This is a genomic window from Stenotrophomonas sp. DR822 (assembly GCF_019793815.1).
In the GTDB taxonomy this organism is placed as follows: Bacteria; Pseudomonadota; Gammaproteobacteria; order Xanthomonadales; family Xanthomonadaceae; genus Stenotrophomonas; species Stenotrophomonas indicatrix.
Genome location: NZ_CP081826.1, coordinates 2,420,896 through 2,441,342 on the forward strand (window position 1 = coordinate 2,420,896; position 20,447 = coordinate 2,441,342).

General features: G+C 66.8%; 17 protein-coding genes and 1 pseudogene. 14 read left to right on the forward strand and 4 right to left on the reverse strand.

Annotated features, from left to right (window positions below; translation table 11 throughout):
* Nucleotides 1-32: 32 nt before the first annotated feature.
* The gene (locus tag K5K93_RS11195; protein WP_222387913.1) at nt 33-914 is read right to left on the reverse strand and encodes a histone; all 882 of its coding nucleotides are present in this window, start codon (nt 912-914) and stop codon (nt 33-35) included.
* A 489-nt stretch (nt 915-1,403) separates the two neighbouring features.
* Between K5K93_RS11195 and K5K93_RS11200 the strand changes: the two genes are divergently transcribed.
* From K5K93_RS11200 to K5K93_RS11240, 9 genes are all read left to right on the forward strand, one after another.
* Nucleotides 1,404-2,837, forward strand: a complete 1,434-nt coding sequence (locus K5K93_RS11200) for a Do family serine endopeptidase (RefSeq protein WP_093821269.1) — start codon at nt 1,404-1,406, stop codon at nt 2,835-2,837.
* 104 nt (nt 2,838-2,941) lie between these two features.
* Complete coding sequence (locus tag K5K93_RS11205; protein ID WP_025878359.1) at nt 2,942-3,304, forward strand: hypothetical protein; 363 nt, start codon at nt 2,942-2,944, stop codon at nt 3,302-3,304.
* A gap of 8 nt (nt 3,305-3,312) precedes the next feature.
* Nucleotides 3,313-3,783, forward strand: a complete 471-nt coding sequence (locus K5K93_RS11210; protein ID WP_222387914.1) for a phage holin family protein — start codon at nt 3,313-3,315, stop codon at nt 3,781-3,783.
* Nucleotides 3,780-4,220 (forward strand): protein sip-5, encoded by a 441-nt coding sequence (locus K5K93_RS11215; protein WP_222387915.1) that lies wholly within the window; start codon nt 3,780-3,782, stop codon nt 4,218-4,220. The genes K5K93_RS11210 and K5K93_RS11215 overlap by 4 nt, the downstream gene beginning before the upstream one ends.
* A gap of 67 nt (nt 4,221-4,287) precedes the next feature.
* Nucleotides 4,288-5,394, forward strand: a complete 1,107-nt coding sequence (locus K5K93_RS11220; RefSeq protein WP_222387916.1) for an AI-2E family transporter — start codon at nt 4,288-4,290, stop codon at nt 5,392-5,394.
* Between the two features lie 86 nt (nt 5,395-5,480).
* A complete protein-coding gene (locus K5K93_RS11225) occupies nt 5,481-6,209 on the forward strand; it encodes an HAD-IA family hydrolase (protein WP_025878355.1) in 729 nt (242 codons plus the stop codon).
* 3 nt (nt 6,210-6,212) lie between these two features.
* Nucleotides 6,213-7,580, forward strand: coding sequence for a M17 family metallopeptidase (locus K5K93_RS11230; RefSeq protein ID WP_222387917.1), 1,368 nt, complete (start codon nt 6,213-6,215; stop codon nt 7,578-7,580).
* Between the two features lie 168 nt (nt 7,581-7,748).
* Nucleotides 7,749-8,855, forward strand: a complete 1,107-nt coding sequence (locus K5K93_RS11235; RefSeq protein ID WP_222387918.1) for a catalase family peroxidase — start codon at nt 7,749-7,751, stop codon at nt 8,853-8,855.
* A complete protein-coding gene (locus K5K93_RS11240; RefSeq protein ID WP_222387919.1) occupies nt 8,852-9,388 on the forward strand; it encodes a cytochrome b in 537 nt (178 codons plus the stop codon). Before K5K93_RS11235 ends, K5K93_RS11240 begins: the two co-directional genes overlap by 4 nt.
* Before the next feature lie 604 nt (nt 9,389-9,992).
* Here K5K93_RS11240 and K5K93_RS11245 read toward each other — a convergent pair.
* The 3 genes and pseudogenes from K5K93_RS11245 to K5K93_RS11255 all read right to left on the reverse strand — a co-directional run.
* A complete protein-coding gene (locus tag K5K93_RS11245; RefSeq protein WP_025878350.1) occupies nt 9,993-10,595 on the reverse strand; it encodes a response regulator transcription factor in 603 nt (200 codons plus the stop codon).
* Complete coding sequence (locus K5K93_RS11250) at nt 10,592-11,806, reverse strand: sensor histidine kinase (protein WP_222387920.1); 1,215 nt, start codon at nt 11,804-11,806, stop codon at nt 10,592-10,594. The genes K5K93_RS11245 and K5K93_RS11250 overlap by 4 nt, the downstream gene beginning before the upstream one ends.
* A 33-nt stretch (nt 11,807-11,839) precedes the next feature.
* Nucleotides 11,840-12,147, reverse strand: a pseudogene (locus tag K5K93_RS11255) (ATP-binding cassette domain-containing protein); the annotation flags it as partial.
* A gap of 202 nt (nt 12,148-12,349) precedes the next feature.
* Here K5K93_RS11255 and K5K93_RS11260 point away from each other — a divergent pair.
* From K5K93_RS11260 to K5K93_RS11280, 5 genes are all read left to right on the forward strand, one after another.
* Nucleotides 12,350-13,597, forward strand: coding sequence for an efflux RND transporter periplasmic adaptor subunit (locus tag K5K93_RS11260; protein WP_222387921.1), 1,248 nt, complete (start codon nt 12,350-12,352; stop codon nt 13,595-13,597).
* Nucleotides 13,598-13,714: 117 nt separating this feature from the next.
* Nucleotides 13,715-14,404, forward strand: a complete 690-nt coding sequence (locus K5K93_RS11265) for an ABC transporter ATP-binding protein (RefSeq protein ID WP_025878346.1) — start codon at nt 13,715-13,717, stop codon at nt 14,402-14,404.
* A 14-nt stretch (nt 14,405-14,418) separates the two neighbouring features.
* Nucleotides 14,419-15,576, forward strand: a complete 1,158-nt coding sequence (locus K5K93_RS11270) for an FtsX-like permease family protein (protein WP_222387922.1) — start codon at nt 14,419-14,421, stop codon at nt 15,574-15,576.
* Nucleotides 15,577-15,589: 13 nt separating this feature from the next.
* The gene (locus K5K93_RS11275; protein ID WP_093821259.1) at nt 15,590-16,906 is read left to right on the forward strand and encodes an ABC transporter permease; all 1,317 of its coding nucleotides are present in this window, start codon (nt 15,590-15,592) and stop codon (nt 16,904-16,906) included.
* 631 nt (nt 16,907-17,537) lie between these two features.
* Nucleotides 17,538-20,396: a TonB-dependent receptor gene (locus K5K93_RS11280; protein WP_222387923.1), complete on the forward strand. Its 2,859-nt coding sequence runs from the start codon at nt 17,538-17,540 to the stop codon at nt 20,394-20,396.
* Nucleotides 20,397-20,447 lie beyond the last annotated feature (51 nt).

Here is a 20,447-nt window from a genome sequence, read left to right on the forward strand (position 1 = left end):
GATGAGCGGAAGGGCCTTCAAACCACGCGCGATTACTTGCGCTTGGCAGCCTTGCGTACGGCCTTCTTGGCCGGAGCCTTCTTGGCCACGGCTTTCTTCAGCGGTGCAGCCCTCTTGGCGACCGTCTTGCGGGTAGCGGCGACCTTCTTGCCGGCAACCTTCTTGGCGACGGCGGTCTTCTTGCCGACAACCTTCTTGGCAGTGGCGGCCTTCTTGCCGACGACCTTCCTGGCAGCGGCGGTCTTCTTGCCGACGACCTTCTTGGCAGCGACAGTCTTCTTGCCGACGACCTTCTTGGTAGCGACGGTCTTCTTGGCCGCAGCCTTCTTGGCGGTAGCGACCTTCTTGCCGACGACCTTCTTGGCGGCCACGGTCTTCTTGGCCACCGCCTTCTTGGCGGTAGCGACCTTCTTGCCGACAACCTTCTTGGCGGCAGCGGTCTTCTTGGCCACAGCCTTCTTGGCGGTCGCAACCTTCTTGGTGGCGGCCTTCTTCACGGTAGCGACCTTCTTGCCGGCAGCCTTGGTGGTCTTCTTGGCAGCAGCAGCCTTCTTGGTCACGGCCTTGCCGGCAGCCGCCTTCTTCTTGGCCACTTCTTTCTTCAGGGCAGCCGCTTCGGCCTTGGCGTTCTTCTTGGCCGCTTCCAGCTTCTTCTTGGCGTTGGCAACGGTCTTGCCGACCGACTTGGCAGCCTTCTCGGCCTTCTTGGCAACGGTCTTCTCGACCTTGGCCACGACCTTCTTGGCCTTGGCGACGCGGGTGGTGGCAGCCTTGCTGGCGCGCTTGACGGTCTTCTTGACCGACTTCACTGCGTCTTCGGCGGCGTGGGCGATGGTCTCGCCGACATTGGTGGCGGTTTCTTTCACGTTCTCGACGGCGTCGGTCACGACCGACACACCATTACCGTTGCTCATGTTGCCCTCCTGGGGGCCTGGATTGTCAAAACGGGGCGATGCTATACCGACAATGGCTATCGTGGAACGGGCACGACCGGTCAATCGCATCCGGTGCGACGCAACTGATGTAAGCGATGGCGGCAGCTGACGCGCCCCGCAGTCAGGAAACCCCTTTTTTTAAGCAGTGTGCTGCACAGCCTGCCTGGCGTTGGCATGCCGATGCAGGCACTGGCAGCAGCCACACATCCGCACAGCACTGGGCGTCATCGCAAGGTCGGGATGCGCGGAACTGCGCAAGTGTCACGGTGTATCAGGGCGCTGCCGGCATGCCTTGCGGCGCTCGCTCGCGGCTGTCGCGAACAGCGTTGTGGTGCGCGCGTCAGCTTTCCGGCGCCTGCGGCAAGGGTCGGATTTTCATGGGCCATTTATCCAGATCGCGACACACTCATTCAGCTTGTTCTACCGTATGCGTCAACGGCCCCAACCTCAGCCTGCGAACCGACTCCCATGCGACCGCTTCCCACCCTGCTTACGCTCGCAATCGCCGCTGCCTTCGGCGGCTTCGTTGCCACCGGCCTCAATGCGCACCTGGACAACCGTGCCGATGCCGCTCCGCTGCCGGCGGTACTGCCCACCTCCGCAGCGCTGCCGGCCGCGGTTGCCGGGCAGGCGGTGCCTTCGCTTGCACCGATGCTGGAAAAGGCGATGCCGGCGGTGGTCAGCGTCAACACCAAGCAGGTGGTGCGGGTACGCAACCCGTTCTTCAATGACCCGTTCTTCCGCCGCCTGTTCCCGGACATCCCGCAGGAGCGGATCAACGAGTCACTCGGTTCGGGCGTCATCATCGATGCCACCGAAGGCCTGGTGCTGACCAACCACCACGTCATCGACAACGCTGATGACGTGCAGGTGACATTGGCCGATGGGCGCACGGTGAAGGCCGAGTTCCTCGGCTCGGACCGCGACACCGACATCGCGCTCATCCGCATTCCGGCGCAGAACCTGACCGACATCAAGCTGGGCAACAGCGACCAGCTGCGGGTGGGCGACTTCGTGGTTGCCATCGGCAATCCGTTCGGTTTCAGCCAGACGGTCACCTCGGGCATCGTCTCGGCGGTGGGCCGCAGTGGCATCCGCGGGTTGGGCTACCAGAACTTCATCCAGACTGATGCATCGATCAACCCCGGCAATTCCGGTGGCGCGCTGGTCAACCTGCAGGGCCAGCTGGTGGGCATCAACACCGCCAGCTTCAACCCGCAGGGCAGCATGGCCGGCAACATCGGCCTGGGCCTGGCGATTCCGTCGAACCTGGCCCGCAGCGTGGTGGACCAGCTGGTCAAGCATGGCGTGGTGGTGCGCGGCACGCTGGGCATCGAAAGCCAGAACCTGAGCGCGCAGATCGCGCAGGGCCTGGGCCTGGGCGAAACCCGTGGCGCTCTGGTGACCCGCGTGCTGGCCGGTTCGGCCGGTGCCGCCGCAGGACTGAAGCCGGGCGATGTGGTGGTTTCGGCCAACGGCCAGCGTGTGGACAGTGCCGAAGCACTGCACAACGTGGAAGGCCTGGCGGCGGTGGGCAGCGTGCTGACCCTGGACGTTCGCCGCGAAGGCAAGCCACTGCAGATCAAGGCAACGCTGAAGGAACAGGCGCGCGTGGTCAGCGGCGAGAGCCTGGACCCGCGCCTGACCGGTGCCAGCTTCGTCGACCTGCCCGAATCGCTGCGTCAGTCCGGGGTGGGCGGCGTGCTGGTCAGCGAGGTCAAGCGCGGCAGCCGCGCCGCCGGCAACGGCCTGCAGCAGGGCGACATCATCACCGACGCCACGGTGGGCGAGTTCGCCGACCTGGCCAGCTGGCGCGCCAATTTCCAGCAGCGCCCGCCCACGCTGGTGCTGCGCGTGCTGCGCAACAATGGCCAGCAGCAGGGCCAGTTGGTGATGCGCTGATCGCCTGGCCGTAACGCCCCCTATACCCACGTGATGCTATTGCTGTACATCCAGGTCGGCCAAGCGCCGATCGCCCGTTCCCCCATCGCAACAGGAGTGATTCGATGAGCCCCACCAATACCGAGAACCTGAAGGACCACCTGGGTGAAGCCGGTTCCCACCTGAAGCAGGCCGCCAGTGCTGCCGGCGGTGCGATCAAGGGCGCCACCGGCGCCGCGACCGACGAACTGCGCATCGGCAAGGCCAACGTCAAGGCTGAACTTTCCGACAGCGCGCTGTCGGGCCTGGCGGCTGCCGAGTTCGGTGGTGCCGCCGCCAAGGAACAGGTCGATGCGCTGATGGACAAGGGCAAGGACCTGATCGACAGCGCTGCTGAGCTGATCCGCGAACGTCCGCTGGCCTCGTTCGGCGTGGCCTTCGCTACCGGCTGGATCATCGCCAAGCTGGCCCGCGGCAGCGACAAGTAAGCTGCGGCGTGAGCGAAGACACCACGCAACGTCCTGATCCGGCGGCCACGCCGCCGTTGGACGAAAGCATCCGCCAGGTCGGCGCAGCCGGCCGGGCGACTGCCGATTCGGCCAAGCATTCACTGCGTTCGTTGCGCCGGTTGGCGTCGGCGGACTTCGCGCTGGCCCGCAGCGCGTTCGGCCGCGCATTGGCCTGGGCCGGCGTCGCCATCGTGTTCGGTGCGTCGGCCTGGCTGTTGATGGCCGCCACCCTCATCGCCCTGCTGCAGAGCTTCGGCCTGAGCTGGCTGCAGGCCCTGCTGATCACCTCGCTGCTGAGCCTGGCCGTCACCGGCTATGCGATCTGGCGCGTTTCCTACTTCTTCCACCACACCGGCATGCACGCCACCCGGCGTCAGTTGTCCCGGTTGGGCCTGTTCGATGAGCCCACCGATGATGATCCCGATGCCGGCGTGCAGATTCCGGAGGGCAAGCCATGAAGTTCGGTGCACTGCAGCGGCGTGTGAAACGTTGCGAACAGGTGATGGCCGTGCGCCTCGGCGAGACCCAGGACCACTGGAACGTGCTCAGCCAGGTCTGGCGACAGGGCTGGTCGCCACTGCGCATCGTGGTGGTGGGTCTGGCCGGCGGGTTCATCGCCGGCAAGCTGGAGGTTCCGGGCAAGGTCAACGGAGCGCGTTGGCTGCAGATGGTCGGTTCGGTGTCCAGCCTGTTCGCCAGCGCCCAGGCCGCGTTTGCTTCGGTGGTGGCGGCGCAGGCGGCGGAAACCGCAGACGATGCTGCCGACCAGGTGGATGAAGCGGCCGGGCCGCCACCCGCCGCCGCCGCACGACCGGCAGCGCGCCCCCCGGTGGCCGAGGCCGAGCCGCATGAGCCCCGTCCGGCCGAAGCGGCGACCGAGTTGTCCGAACGTTGACGAACCTTACCCGCCGCGTTGATCGCGGCGGGCCGATAATGGGCTTCTCTTTCTGGTCGGTGCGTCGATGAGCGAGCCCCTGTTGTCCCCGTCGTCGCCTGCGCCGGACGAGTCCGCACCCCTGCCGCCGCCCTCGCGCCCACGTGGCCCGATGTCGCTGGTGATCCTGGCGACCCTGGCCGTGGCGTTCACCCTGTGGGCGGCGCAGGACATCATCCTGCCGGTCCTGCTGGCGATGTTCTTCGCCCTGGTCGGCAACCCCATCCTGCGCCTGCTGCAGAAGCTGTGGATTCCGCGCGCGCTCGCCGCCCTGCTGGTGCTGGGCGCCGGCCTGGGCGTGACCGGTGCGCTGGCGGTACAGCTGATCGGCCCGGCGATGGATTGGGCACAGGAAGCACCGCAGCAGCTGCGCAAGGTTGCGCGCCAGGTGCAGGACCTGACCAAGCCGGTGCAGCAGGCCAACCAGGCCGCAGAGAATTTCGCGCGCGTGGCCGGCGGCGACGGCAACCGCAAGGTGCAGGTGATCCGCACCCAGCTGGACGACCCCTACCGCATGCTCACCCGTGCGCCGCGGCTGGCCGCCTCGGTGCTGGCCGTCGTGCTGCTGACGCTGTTCTTCATGATCTACGGACAGAGCCTGCAGCGTGCAGCGATCGCCCTGTTCCCGAACCGGCAGCAGCAGCGCTTCACCAGTGACATCCTGCGCTCGATCGAGCATGAGGTGTCGCGCTACGTATTGACCATCAGCGTGATCAACACGGTTGTCGGCCTGCTGTTGGCCGCGGTGCTGATGCTGCTGGGCATCGGCCTGCAGGAGGCGCTGCTGTGGGGCACCGTGGCGGCCCTGCTGAACTTCGCCCCCTATGTCGGCCCGCTGCTCGGCGTCGGGTTGATGCTGCTGATGGGCTTTGTCGAGTTCCGCGACCCGCTGCAGGCACTGCTGCCTGCGGCCGCCTACCTGATCCTGCATACCCTGGAAGGGCAGCTGGTGACACCGATCGTGCTTGGCCGGCAGATGAAACTGTCACCGCTGGTGCTGATCCTGGCGCTGATGGTGTTCGGCTGGGCCTGGGGCATGATCGGCCTGCTGCTGGCGGTACCGCTGCTGGTCTGCATCAAGCTGGTGCTGGCGCGGCTGGACGGCATGCACGGCTGGGCGCGGCTGCTGGAGTGAGGCGCGCTCCATCGACGGGCGTTACAGCTGCAGCGCCTGCCCGCCTCGCGCATGAAAGCCCGCGCGGGCAGGCGTAGAATGGCGGGGTGAAATTCCCTGTCCTTGCCATCACCCTCGACCTCGACGATACGCTGTGGCCGTTCGCTCCGATCGGCGCCCGCATCGACCAGGTCCTGTTCGACTGGATGCGCGAACACAGCCCCGCCACTGCCGCGATGTATCCGGTGGCGGCCATGCGCGAACTGCGCGAGCGCTCGTTCCGCGACAACCCCCACCTGCATTTCGACCTGAGCGCGCTGCGCCGGCTGACGATCCAGGAGGCGCTGGAAAACAGTGGCGCCAGCCTGGATCTTCTGGAACCGGCGTATGAAGTGTTCTACGCCGCGCGCAACCAGGTGGAGTGCTACCCCGATGCGCTCGACGCACTGGCGCGTATCGCCGCGCGGGTGCCGGTGGCCGCGTTGAGCAACGGCAACGCCGATCTGGAACGGATCGGCCTGGCCCATCACTTCAGCTTCCAGCTGGGCGCCCGCGAGCATGGCGCAGCCAAGCCGGAAGCGAGCATTTTCCACGCTGCCTGCGACCGCCTGGGCGTCGCCCCGGCGCAGGTGCTGCACGTGGGCGACCACGTCGAGATGGACGTGGCCGGCGCGATGGCTGCCGGCCTGCGCGGCTGCTGGATCAACCGCGAAGCGGCCACCTGGAACCATCCGCAGCTGCAGCCTGACCTGCAGTTCGACACCCTCACCGGCCTGGCCGATTGGCTCGATGCCAACCTCGACGCCGCCGACGCTGACGCATCCCGGAGTACCTGACGCATGAGCGAGATCACTGGCTTCACCGCCGACACCACCGCCGCACTGCCGCTGCACGTGCTGGACCGCAGCCAGTTCGAGGCGTGGAAGAACAGCCAATCGGCTGCCACCCAGGCGTGGTTGAAGTCGCAGGGCTTCACTGCGGGCGCGCATTCGGTTGCGCTGCTGCCCGGCGCCGATGGCCTGGCTGGCGCGGTGATCGGCGTCGGCGATCGTGCCGATGCCTACAGCTACGCCCATGCACCGCATGCCCTGCCGGAAGGCAGCGTGTGGCAGCTGGCCAGCGAACTGCCGGCCGCCGAACAGGCACTGCTGCAGCTGGGCTGGGGCCTGGGCAGCTACCGCTTCGACCGCTACCGCAAGCGCAACCGCGCGCCAGCCCAGCTGGTGGCTGCACCGACCGGCGAAGTGGCCGACCTGATCGCCGCCAGCCTGCGCGTGCGTGACTGGGTCAACACGCCGACCGAAGACATGGGCCCGCAGCAGCTGGAAGACACCGCGCGTGCCCTGGCTGAAGCGCATGGCGCGCAGGTGGAAGCCATCACCGGCGACGAACTGCTGGCGCAGAACTTCCCGGCCATCCATGCGGTGGGCCGTGCCTCGCACCGTGCGCCGCGGCTGATCGTGCTGCGCTGGGGCAAGGAGACCGACCCGGCGCTGGCACTGGTCGGCAAGGGCGTGTGCTTCGATACCGGCGGCCTGGACATCAAACCGGCCGATGGCATGCGCAACATGAAGAAGGACATGGGCGGTGCCGCCCACGCGCTGGCGCTGGCCGGGCTGGTGATGGCCCAGCAGCTGCCGGTGCACCTGACCCTGCTGGTACCGGCGGTGGAAAATGCGATCGGCCCGGATGCCTTCCGCCCGGGCGAAGTGATCGCCACCCGCAAGGGCCTGAGCGTGGAGATCGATAACACCGATGCCGAAGGCCGGGTGATCCTGTGCGACGCGCTGACGTTCGCCGGTGAGCAGAAGCCGGACCTGGTGCTGGACTTCGCCACGCTGACCGGCGCGGCACGCATCGCGCTGGGCCCGGACCTGCCGGCGCTGTTCAGCAACGATGACACGGTTGCCCAGCAGTGGCTGCAGGCTGGCGACGCCACCCGCGATCCGGTGTGGCGCATGCCGTTGTGGCGTCCGTACCTGCGTTACCTGAGCAGCGGCATCGCCGACCTGGCCAACGCCGGTTCGCGCATGGCCGGCTCGGTCACCGCCGCGTTGTACCTGGAACGCTTCCTGGAAGACGGACAGCGCTGGGCACATCTGGACGTGTATGCCTGGAACGATGGCGAGCGCCCGGGCCGCCCGGCCGGTGGCGAAGCCCTGGCCCTGCGTTCGGCCTGGACGATGCTGAAGGCACGCTACGGCTGATGGAGCCGCCGGGCATGGCCCGGCGCTACCCATGCCGGTGGGTGCCGACCTTGGTCGGCACTGCATGACCCTGCAAATCTGACGAAAAATTGAATTTCGGCCCCGGCCGGGTTCTGCGAGGATGGTGTGGTCGCCCACCCACACATCCGTGAAGGCAGGACTCCGACCATGTCGCTCTTCCGCTACACCCGCGCCGGCCAGGAGCCGGGCGCGCCGCGCCGGCATTCGCCCTTGCCCTGGATCGCGCTGATCGCACTGATCCTGGGCATCGTTGCCCTCGCCTTCGCCTGGCTGGCCGGTTGGATCGGCCGCGACCGGCTGACCGCACAGCGCTTCACCGACACCATCGAGGCCACCGGCCCTGCGCATCCCGGCTTCCGCCGCGCGCATAGCAAAGGCGTGTGCGTGAGTGGCTGGTTCGAACCCAGCGCACAGGCGCCCACGCTGTCCAGCGCGCGGGTGTTCTCGCAGGCGAAGGTTCCGGTGCTGGGCCGGCTATCGATCGGCGGTGGCGATCCGCACGGCGCCGATGGCAGCGCGCGCGTGCGCAGCATCGCCGTACAGCTGGTGGGCGATGACGGGCAGGAATGGCGGATGGCGATGAACAGCTTCCCGTTCTTCGCCGTGCCCACCGCCGAGGCGTTCTACGAGCAGACCCGCGCGCAGATTCCGGATCCGGCCACCGGCAAGCCCGACCCGCAGAAGATGGCGGCCGTGCTGGCCAGGTACCCCAGCGCACAGGCCTTCCAGCAGTGGGCCAAGAGCGCACCGTGGACCAGCAGCTGGGCCAACACCACCTTCAACAGCGTCAACAGTTTCTGGTTCACCAACGCGCAGGGGCAGAAACGCGCGGTGCGCTGGCGCTGGCAGCCGCAGGCGCCGCTGGTGGAGATGGATGCAGAGGCACGCAAGCAGGCCAATGTCGATTTCCTCAGCCAGGAACTGCAGCAGCGCCTGGCCACCGGCCCGGTGCGCTGGAATCTGGTGGTCAGCTTGGCCGCGCCGGGCGATGCCATCGATGATCCCTCGGTGCCGTGGCCGGAATCGCGCGAACAGGTGGTGGCGGGCGTGCTCAGCCTCGACCGCATGCAGTCGCAGGAAGAAGGCGTCTGCGGCCAGCTCAACTTCGATCCGCTGATCGTGCCCAGCGGCGTGCGCGGCAGCGACGACCCGATCCTGGCTGCGCGCTCGGCGGTGTATTCGCAGTCGTTCAACCGCCGCGAGCGCGAGCGCGCCAGCGGTGCGGCGGCACAGACGAAGGGGGACGCACGATGAGTACCGGCAACGGCCACTTCAACCTGCTCGCCCGGGTACTGCACTGGTCCATGGCGCTGATGATCATCGCCATGCTGTTCATCGGCGTGACCATGGTCGCCTCGCTGCACCTGCGCCCCATGCTGATCGACCTGCACCGGCCGCTGGGTATCGCCATCCTGCTGCTGGCGGTGCTGCGCCTGTACAACCGCCTGCGCCATCGCCCACCGCCGCTGCCAGCGGATCTTCCCGCGTGGCAGGTGCTGGCGGCGAAGGCTTCGCACTGGATGCTGTACACGTTGATGCTGGCGATGCCGCTGATCGGCTGGGCGATGCTGTCGGCCGGCGGCTACCCGATCGTGCTGGGCGGTGGCCTGCACCTGCCGCCGATCGTGCCGCACACGCCAGCGCTGTACGCCGCGCTGCGCAATGCGCACAGCCTGCTGGCCTACGTGCTGTTCGCCACGGTGCTGATGCACGTGGGTGCGGCGCTGTTCCACCTGTGGGTGCGCCGCGATGGCGTGTTCCAGGCGATGGCACGCGGGAAGGAGTGAATGGGTTCGCCGGGGGTTCCCGGCTGCCCTTTTCCGCGACTGCGGAGGGGTGTCACTTTTCTTTTCGCGCGAAAAGAAAAGTAACCAAAAGAAACGCGCCGCCAGCCGCGAGCCGGCGTGCTTCGCACGCCGGTGCCCTGTGCTCCTCGGTCCGTCGAGGGACGGCGCGGGAACTCGCTGCGCTCAGACACCCGCGCCTCTTCGCCCTCGCCGGACCTGCGGTGCTCGGCTCGCTTGAAGGCGGACCCAACGTCAAAAGCCGCAGCTGCACCCAGTAGATCCACGCCATGCGTGGATGCCTTTGCCGTTGATCTTGACCTTCCATTCCGCCTTGAGCGAGCCGAGCACCACAGGTCCGGCGAGGGCGAAGAGGCGCCGATGTCCTGTAGAGCCGACTGTTAGTCGGCTGACTTCTGCGCGCCGTCCCTCGACGGACCGAGAAGCGCAGGGTACCGGTGCGCAGCACCGGCTCGCGGCCGGCGGCGCGTTTCTTTTGGTTACTTTCTTTGATGGCGCACATCCATGTGCGCCACCCTACGGGCCGGCTACGCCGTTCCGCGCTGCTCCTGCAGCGCGGTGCGCGCGAAAAGAAAAGTGACACCCCCTACAACCACCCCTTCTGCCGCGCCAGCCGGTACGCCTCGATCCGGTTGGCCACACCCAGCTTGCCAATGCATTCGGACAGGTAGTTGCGCACTGTGCCGTGCGACAGCCCCAGCTGCTCGGCGATCTCGCTGGCGGTGCGGCCCTCGCCTGCCAGGCGCAGTACGCGGCGCTCACGGTCGGTCAGCGGGTCGGCCTGCGACCACGCATCCAGCGCCAGCTGCGGATCGATCGCACGGATACCCTGTTTCACCTTGCGCAGTGCTTCGGCCAGGTTCTCGGCCGGTGCATCCTTCAACAGATAGCCCAGTACGCCCGCTTCCAGCGCGCGGCGCAGGAAACCGGCACGGGCGAAGGTGGTCACGATCACCACCTTGATCGGCAGTTCATGGCGGGCGATGCGCTGGGCCAGTTCCAGCCCGCTCAGCCCCGGCATCTCAATGTCGGTGACCAGGATGTCCGGCTGCAGCTGCTGCAGCATGCGCCAGGCGGCTTCGCCGTCGGCAGCACTGCCCAGTACCTCGATATCCGGTTCCAGACCCAGCAGCGCCGACAGCGCGCCGCGCACCATCGCCTGATCCTCGGCCAGCAGGATGCGGATCATGCCGCGCCTCCCTGTGCCAGCGATGCCGGCGACAGCGGTGTAGTCGCGGCCACCAGGGGCACGCGCACGGTCAGCAGCGTGCCTTCCCCGCGCGGCGACTGCAGCGTCAACTGGCCACCCAGCGCCGCTGCGCGCTCACGCATGCCACACAATCCGTTGCCCTCGGCCTGCACACCACCACGGCCGTCATCGCGTATCTGCATCACCAACTGTCGGTCCTCAAGCATGAAATCCACCTGCACCCGGGTCGCCTGCGCGTGGCGCACGATGTTGGTCGCCGCCTCGCGCAGCACCAGTGCCAGCCCACGCTCTACCTCCACTGGCATCGGTGGCGGCGGCATGTACTGCAGGTGTACCTGTTGGCATTCCAGCAGCAGGCGTGCCGAGGCCAGTTCGCCGGCCAGGTCGCTGGCGCGGATGCCGGTGACCGCACTGCGTACCTGCGCCAGCGCCTCGCGGGCAATGTCCTCGGCCTCGCCGATTTCCTGCCGGGCACGCGCGTCATCGCGGTCGTACAGCTTGCGCGCCAGTTCCAGCTTCAGCGTGATCAATGACAGCGTATGCCCCAGCAGGTCATGCAGATCACGGCCGATGCGCTCGCGCTCGGCGGTGGTCGCCAGGCGCCGCACCTCGTCCTGGGACAGCTGCAGGGCAACGTCGCGCTGATGGCTCAAGGCCTCCACGTTGACCACCAGCCCGACAATGAACGACACCGCCGGCATCCACACCATGGCCTGCCACGGATAACCGAAGTAGAGCGCGGTGCTGCAGAACAGGAGATTCAGGCCAGTGAGCTGCAACAGGTACACCCACCAGCCGCCGCGGCTGCTCATGCGGATCATCACGCAGCCGAACACGAAGTAGCTCAGTCCCGACGGATACCACGGCAGCAGCACCAGGGCCATCGCAATCATGCCCAGCGCGTAGCGCCAGGCGTGGTGCCGTGGCGCCAGCATCACCCTGGCATAGAACAGCAGGAACAACGGATAGCTGGCCAGCGTCAGCAACAACCAGCGCAGCGTGAAGCCATTCCCGAGCACCGGGGTGAGGAAGATCCAGACCGACCACAGCAGGTGGATCGCACCACTCCAGGGCGACTTGCCACGCCGCAGCAGTTCGGCCACCGCCGAATCCGGCGCGGGGCGCAGCAGGGACGCAAGCCAGCTCGGTGGCATGGGAGATTCCAGGCGGGGACGATCGCTGCCGATCATGCCAGTTCAGCCGACCCGGCGCAGGCGGCGGCGCGCCTGCGCCACCAGTTCATCCACCTGCAGCAGCGGCGGCAGGCTGGTGCTCTGCAGCATCACGCCGAGGCCGAGCCGATGATCGCGCTGCTGCGGATCACCGCCCAGCAGCTCGACCTGGCCGGCGTCGGCACGGCGCAGGCCCAACAGCACGCTGATCGCGGTACTCTTGCCGGCACCGTTGCGGCCCAGCAGGGCCAGTACCTGGCCAGCGCGCACCTGCAGGTCGATGCCGTGCAGGGCGGTATGGTCGCGGTAACGCACCTGCACCTGCTGCAGGCGGCCAGCGACGGGGCGATCGTATCCATGGGCGGTACCGGTAGCGGGGACGTTGCCATCCTGTGCCGCCGTGGTCACATTTCGCAGTTGCCGCCGTCAATGACATCGGATGACAGCTGTCACTGCCATCGCCGATGCACCTGCCTTCATGCTGTGCCGCACGCTCCACCGCCGGAACCGCCGCTGCCTGCCCTTCCGGTCACACCCGCCCGAACGCCTGTGATGGAACGAATGAACGCTTCTGCCGAGCTGTTGAAGGAACTCCGTATCGACCGCAAGTCGCCGCCGCCCGCCTCCAGTGGCGGCAGTGGTGGCCGCCGCTGGCTGTGGATCGCCGTGGCCGTGATCATCGTGCTGCTGGCCGGTGGTGCATTCGCACTGTTCGGCCGCGCGCCCACCGTGGAAGTGGACACCGCGCCGGCGGTGGCCATCCAGCAGGGCAGCGCCAGCAGTTCGGTGCTCGACGCCAGCGGCTACGTGGTCGCCCGGCGCATGGCCACGGTGTCGGCCAAGATCACCGGCAAGGTGCGCGAGGTGATGATCGAAGAAGGCATGCGGGTGGAACAGGGGCAGATCATGGCCACCCTGGACCCGATCGATGCCGACGCGCAGCGCAACCTGTACGCCTCGCAGCTGCAGGCCGCACGCAGCCAGGTGGTCGGCCTGGAAGCACAGCAGAAGCAGGCCTCCGCTGAGGCCAACCGCCTGCAGGCACTGATCGGCCAGCAGCTGGTCTCGCGTTCGCAGTACGACCAGGCCGTGGCCCAGCGTGACAGCCTGCGTGCGCAGCTGGAAACCGCACGACGCAACGTCAAGGTTGCCAACGACCAGCTGTCCATCGCCGACCTTGGCGTGGACAACAACATCGTGCGCGCGCCGTTCTCCGGCGTGGTCACCGCCAAGGCCGCGCAGCCCGGCGAAATCGTCTCGCCGCTGTCGGCCGGTGGTGGCTTCACCCGTACCGGCATCGGCACCATCGTCGACATGGAATCGCTGGAGATCGAAGTCGAGGTCGGCGAAGCGTTCATCGGCCGCGTGCAGCCGAAGATGCCGGTGGAAGCCACGCTCAACGCCTACCCGGACTGGAAGATCCCGGCCGAGGTGATCGCCATCGTCCCCACTGCCGACCGCGGCAAGGCCACGGTGAAGGTGCGGGTGGCACTGAAAGTGAAGGACCCGCGCATCGTGCCGGAAATGGGCGTGCGGGTCAGCTTCCTGGAACAGGCCAAGCCGCAGACCGAAGCCAAGCCACAGGGCGTGCGCGTTCCGGCCACTGCGGTGGTCGAACGTGAGGGTGCGTCGGTGGCCTTCGCGCTGGGCGATGACAACCGTGTGCAGCAGCGCACGGTCGAGGCGGGCCAGGCGATGGGCAAGGACCGCCAGATCCTCAAGGGCGTGAGCGCAGGAGAGTCGGTGGTGGTCAACCCGCCGGACACCCTGCGCGACGGCACCAGGGTCAAGCAGAAACAAGCGCAGTAACGGCCCGGCGCCTGCATGGCGCCACCGGCAGTACCGCTGGATAGCACCACTGTTCGACGCGCGCCGGCCGTTGGCCGGGACGCTTTCCCGTTTCCCGCCTTTCGTGGAGAACCACCCATGTCGACCCTGGTTTCACTGCGCAACATCACCAAGACCTACCAGCGTGGCCCCGAAAAGGTGCAGGTGCTGCACGGCATCGACCTGGATATCGCCAGCGGCGATTTCGTCGCACTGATGGGCCCGTCCGGTTCCGGCAAGACCACCCTGCTCAACCTGATCGGCGGTCTGGACAACCCCACCGGCGGCGAGATCAGCATCGAAGGCGAGCGCATCGACCAGATGAGTGGCGGCCAGCTGTCGACGTGGCGCAGCCACCATGTCGGCTTCGTGTTCCAGTTCTACAACCTGATGCCGATGCTGACCGCGCAGAAGAACGTGGAGCTGCCGTTGCTGCTGACCCACCTCAGCGCGGCGCAGCGCAAGCGCAATGCCGAGATCGCGCTGACCCTGGTCGGCCTGGCCGACCGCCGCAGCCATCGCCCCAACGAACTGTCCGGCGGCCAGCAGCAGCGCGTGGCGATCGCCCGCGCGATCGTCTCCGACCCGACCTTCCTGATCTGCGACGAACCTACCGGCGATCTTGACCGCCAGTCCGCCGAAGAGATCCTGGGCCTGCTGCAGCAGCTCAACCGCGAACACGGCAAGACCATCATCATGGTCACCCATGACCCGAAGGCCGCCGAGTACGCCACCCACACGGTGCACCTGGACAAGGGCGAGCTGGCCGACGCGCCGCTGGCCCACTGACGGAGGCCACTGCGATGAAATACTTCTCGTTGGTCTGGGCGCAGCTGTTCCGCAGCCGCACCCGCACCCTGTTGACCCTGCTGTCGGTAGTGGCCGCGTTCCTGCTGTTCGGCATGCTCGACTCGGTGCGCGTGGCGTTCTCGTCCGGTGGCAGCGTGGAAGGTGCCAACCGGTTGGTGGTGGCTTCGCGCCTGTCGATCACCCAGTCGCTGCCGATCCGCCTGGAAACGCAGATCCGCCAGGTCAGTGGCGTGCGCGATGTCACCTACGGCATGTGGTTCGGCGGCATCTACCAGGACCCGAAGAACTTCTTCCCCAACTTCTCGGTAGCGCCCAACTACTTCGATGTCTACCGCGAGCTGCAGATCGACCCGGCGCAGCTGCAGGACTGGCAGCAGACCCGTACCGGCGCGATCGTCGGCGAGACGCTGGCAAAGCAGTTCGGCTGGAAGATCGGCGACACCATCCCGCTGCAGGCCACCATCTTCCCGCGTGGCGGCAGCAACGACTGGCCGCTGGAACTGAAGGGCATCTACCGCTCGAAGGATCGCGCACTGGCGGCCAATGAGGAACGCCAGCTGATGATGAACTGGAAGTACTTCGATGAGTCCAACGACTACATCAAGAACCAGGTGAGCTGGTACACGGTGACGCTGGACAACCCCGACCAGTCCTCGCGGGTGGCGCAGGCCATCGATGCGATCTCGGCCAATTCCGACCACGAAACCAAGACCCAGACCGAATCGGCGTTCCAGCAGGCGTTCGTGAAACAGTTCGCCGACATCGGCATGATCGTCACCTCGATCATGGGCGCGGTGTTCTTCACCCTGCTGCTGTTGACCGGCAACACCATGGCCCAGGCGGTGCGCGAGCGCGTTCCGGAACTGGCCACGCTGAAGACGCTGGGCTTCAAGGACAGCACGGTGCTGACCCTGGTGATGGTCGAATCGGTGCTGCTGATCGGCCTCGGTGGACTGATCGGCATGGGCCTGGCGGCGCTGATCCTGCCTGCCATCAGCCCCAAGAGCATGGGCATGCTGCCGCCGCACGTACCGACGCCGACCTGGCTGGTGGGCATCGTCCTGATCGTGGTGATCGGCATCGTGGTCGGGCTGCTGCCCGCACTGCGCGCCAAGCGCCTGAAGATCGTCGACGCGCTCGCCGGCCGCTGAAGAGGACACCGACATGAACAAGCTCAAGAAGTGGCTGGGGAACGCGGTGACCGTACTGCTGCTGGTCGTCGGCCTGGTGGTGTGGATCAGCCTGCCGTGGATCGGCGTCGCCGCCATCGCGGTGCTGCTGGGGCTGTGGCTGGCGCTCACCCGCAGTGGCCGGCTGGCCCTGGCCGCCACCCGCATCGGCATCGCCAGCCTGCCGCAGCGCTGGGGTGCCTCCTCGGTGATCGTGGTCGGTATCGCCGGCGTGGTCGGCGTGCTGGTGGCGATGCTGGCGATGGGCGAAGGCTTCCAGGCCACGCTCAACAACACAGGCGATGACACCACCGCGATCGTGCTGCGCGGCGGTTCGCAGGCCGAGACCAACTCGGTCATCACCCGCGAGCAGGTCCCGACGCTGTCCACCCTGCCCGGCATCACCCGCGATGCGCAGGGGCGGCCGCTGCTGTCGCCGGAACTCTCGCAGGTGGTCAACCTGGTGTCCAAGGCCGATGGCACCGACGTCAATGCGCAGTTCCGCGGTGTCGGCCCGCAGGCGTGGGCCGTGCATGACAAGGTCAGGATCGTCGAAGGCCGCCGGTTCGCCGCCGGCCTGCGCGAGATCGTGGTCGGCCAGGGCGCCAGGAGCCAGTTCCGCGACATGGATGTTGGCAAGACGCTCACCCTGGGCAACCAGACCTGGACGGTCGTGGGCGTGTTCGCTACCGGCGATGCGCATGACTCGGAACTGTGGACCGACGCCGACACGCTGGCCACCACCTACCAGCGCAGTGCCTGGCAGTCGATCAGCGTGCGTACCGACGGCAAGGCCGGCTTCGAGCAGTTCAAGGCCGCCGTGGCCGCCGATCCGCGCCTGAAGCTGGACGTGGAAACCACCCGCGTCTACTACAGCAAGCAGGGTGGTGGGTTGACCAAGCTGATCGACATTCTCGGCAAGGTGATCGGCACCATCATGGCCGTCGGTGCAGTGTTTGGTGCGCTCAACACCATGTATGCCGCCGTGGCGACGCGCGCACGCGAGATCGCCACCATGCGCGCGATCGGCTTCCGTGGCCTGCCGGTGGTGACTGCGGTGATGCTGGAAACCATGCTGCTGGCCCTGCTCGGCGGACTGCTTGGCTGCGCGGTGGCATGGCTGCTGTTCAACGGCTACAGCGTGTCCACCATCGGCAGCAATTTCAGCGCGGTGGTGTTCAAGTTCCATGTATCGCCGGAGCTGCTGTGGAGCGGGCTGAAGTGGGCGCTGGGCATCGGCCTGGTGGGTGGGTTGTTCCCGGCGCTGCGCGCGGCACGCCTGCCGATCACCACGGCGCTGCGCGAGACCTGAGCATCACGCATTGATTGAATGAACGTTGCGCAGGGGACGGAGCGAAGGCTCCGTCCCTTTTTTCTGCGCGTCATCCACGCATGGCGTGGATCTACTACTGGCCCATCCACGCATGGCGTGGATCTACTGGCCCATCCACGCATGGCGTGGATCTACTGGCCCATCCACGCATGGCGTGGATCTACTGGCCCATCCACGCATGGCGTGGATCTACTGGCCCATCCACGCATGGCGTGGATCTACTGGCCCATCCACGCATGGCGTGGATCTACTGGTCCATCCACGCATGGCGTGGATCTACTGGCCCACCCGCATGGTGTGGACGCCGACGTTGTTGCAGTAGATCCACGCCATGCGTGGATGGATGCGTGTACGCACGCAACAACGATTACAGATTGCGCAGACACCGCCGCTATCGGTGCCTCTGCCCATCGCAAACGCAGCGCGCGTGACGCTGCGCACAGTGCGCCTGTGGATTGTTGGTTGCGATTCATTTTCGCGGCGTAACAGCGCGCGCGGACAAACAGTTGCCGATGAAAACACTCTAGAATCCGGCCCCCACGTTGGTTTGCAGCAACCCACGCGTCCATAGAACGGACGCATGTTTTTTCTGAAACACGAGATTTCACGGATGTCCCTGAAGACCACCCCGCTGCGCAACGCGATCGTCATCGCGCTGGCCGCCAGCTGCACCACGCCCGCTTTCGCACAGGAAGCCGGCGATACCCCCACCAACCTCGACCGCATCGAGATCACCGGCTCGCGCATCCGCCAGGCCAGTGTCGAGACCGCGCAGCCGGTGGTGGCACTCAACCGCGCCGACATCGAGAAGAAGGGCTACGTCAACGTCGCCGACATCCTGCAGGACGTCACGGCAGCCGGCGCACCGAGCCTGAGCCGTTCGTCCTCGCTGAGCTCCTCGCGCGATTTCGGCGGCATGTATGTCAGCCTGCGCAACCTCGGCCCGGAACGCAGCCTGGTGCTGATCGACGGCCGCCGCATGGGCGTCAGCGCCGGCGGTTACTCCGACCTGGCCTCGATTCCGTCGGCGATCGTCGAACGCGTCGAAGTGCTGACCGATGGCGCCTCGGCGCTGTATGGCTCGGACGCCATCGCCGGCGTGGTCAACATCATCACCCGCAAGAACTTCGACGGTGGCGAAGCCAGCGTCTATGTCGGCCAGTACGATGAAGGCGACGGCCAGAAGCGCTCCTACAGCGCCACCTTCGGCAAGACCTTCGACCGCGGCTGGTTCAGCGTCGGCGCCGAGCGCACCAAGGAAGACGAGATCCTCGGCGATGCGCGCGCGTTCAGCCGCTACCCGGGTGGGCCGCGCCATGCCGACGACGTCGACGCGCTGAGCCCGACCACCCAGTGGGGCACGGTCACCGTCGGTGGCAAGCCGCTGACCGTGGGCCCGGGCGGCGACCCGAGCAGCGCCGGCAACTTCCACACGCCGGATCCGGCTGACGGCGCCAACGCCAAGACCAACATGAGCCTGCTGAGCGGCCTGGAGCGCACCTCGGTGTTCGCCAACGGCGGCTTCTCGATCACCGACAACCTGCGCATCGTCGCCGATGCGCTGTACAGCAAGCGCGAGTCGACCAAGCACCTGGCCGGCTACCCGTACTCGGTCTCGGCTGCGCAGTCGCGCAACGGCACGCGCGCTGCGCTGTCCAAGGACAGCACCTTCAACAAGTGGGGCCAGGACGTGCTGTTCTCGCACCGCACCGAAGAGCTGCCGCGCGGTACCGAGAACACGCTGGAAACCAAGCGTGCCAGCCTCGGCCTGGAAGGCAGCTTCGAAACCGGTTCGCGCTACTGGGACTGGAACGTCAGCTACATGTACAACCGCAATGAAGGCGAGCGCGTTGGCACCGGCAGCATGTACCAGCCGAACGTCAACCTGGCCGTCGGCCCGTCCTTCATGGACGGCGATGTGGCCCGCTGCGGTACACCGGGTGCGGTGATCGCCGGCTGCGTGCCGTGGAATCCGGCTGCGCCGATGGGTTACACCGGCCCGGGCTCGCTGGGCAACCAGGACGTGCAGGACTACCTGTTCACCCGCTTCGTCGACAAGATGCGCAGCACCACCAAGGTCGCCAGCGCCAACATCTCCGGCTCGCTGTTCACCCTGCCGGCCGGCGACATCATGGGCGCGATGGGCGTTGAGCACCGCAGCGAAGAAGCCAGCTACACCCCGGACCTGATGGTGCAGAAGGGCCAGATCGCCGGCACCACCGGCCAGCCGACCCGTGGCGACTACTCGCTCAACGAGGTCTACCTGGAAATGCAGGTGCCGCTGCTGGCCGACATGGCCTTCGCCCGCGAGCTGTCGCTGGACCTGGCCGGTCGCTACACCGACTACAACACCTTCGGCTCGACCACCAACAGCAAGTTCGGCCTGAAGTGGAAGCCGATCGACAGCCTGCTGGTACGCGCCACCTACGGCACCGGCTTCCGTGCACCGACCGTGGACGATCTCTACGGCGGCGCGGTTTCCAGCCGCGATTCGTTCACCGATCCGTGCGATACGAAGTTCGGCATCGCCGCCAGCAGCCCGACCGTGGCAGCACGCTGCCAGGCGCTGAACGTGCCTGCCAACTTCCGTCAGCAGACCGGTTCGGACGGCAACCTTGCCAACCGCCCGGGCCAGCAGGCCACCTCCGATTTCAACTCCGGTTCCAACCCGGAACTGAAGCCGGAAACCGCCAAGACCTGGACCGTCGGCCTGGTCTACAGCCCGGAATTCGTGCAGGGCCTGGACGTCAGCCTGGACTGGTGGAAGATCCGCATCGACAACGCCATCGTGGGCGAGTCGGCTACCGACATCCTCAACCAGTGCTACGTGCAGGGCGTGGATTCGGCATGCGGTCGCTTCACCCGTTCCACCGCTGCGGCCACCCGCGGCCAGGTTTCGGCGCTGGATCGTTCGCTGGTCAACGCCGGCTACCGCGAAACCGCCGGCTATGACATCGGTGTGCGTTACCGCCTGCCGGAAACCGCCTACGGCAAGTTCGCCATCAACTGGAACACCACCTACACCGACTACCTGGAGCAGCGCAACGACAGCGCCGCCACCACCCCGGTGGAGCAGCGCGTGGGCTGGGCCGGTGACTTCCGCGTACGTTCGACCTTCAACCTGGATTGGCAGTACGGCAACCTCGGCATCGGCTGGACCGCCCGTTACTACTCGGGCATGAAGGAAGCCTGCTCGTACGATCTGGGCGGTGGCCCGGACTGCAACATGGCCGACTTCGTTTCGCCATATACCGATGCACAGCCGAGCCGCAAGGTGGGTTCCAACACCTTCCACGACCTGCAGGTGCGTTACAGCCTGCCGTGGGATGGCACCGTGTCGCTGGGCCTGAACAACGTGTTCGACCACCAGGGTCCGATCATGTACAGCCAGCCCAACAGCAGCTTCACCTACTACGGTGGCTTCGACATCGGTCGTTTCATGTACATGAAGTACCAGCAGCGCTTCTAAGCCTGCAACCGCGTTCCCGCCCCGGCCAACTCTCTCCTGGCCGTGGATGGA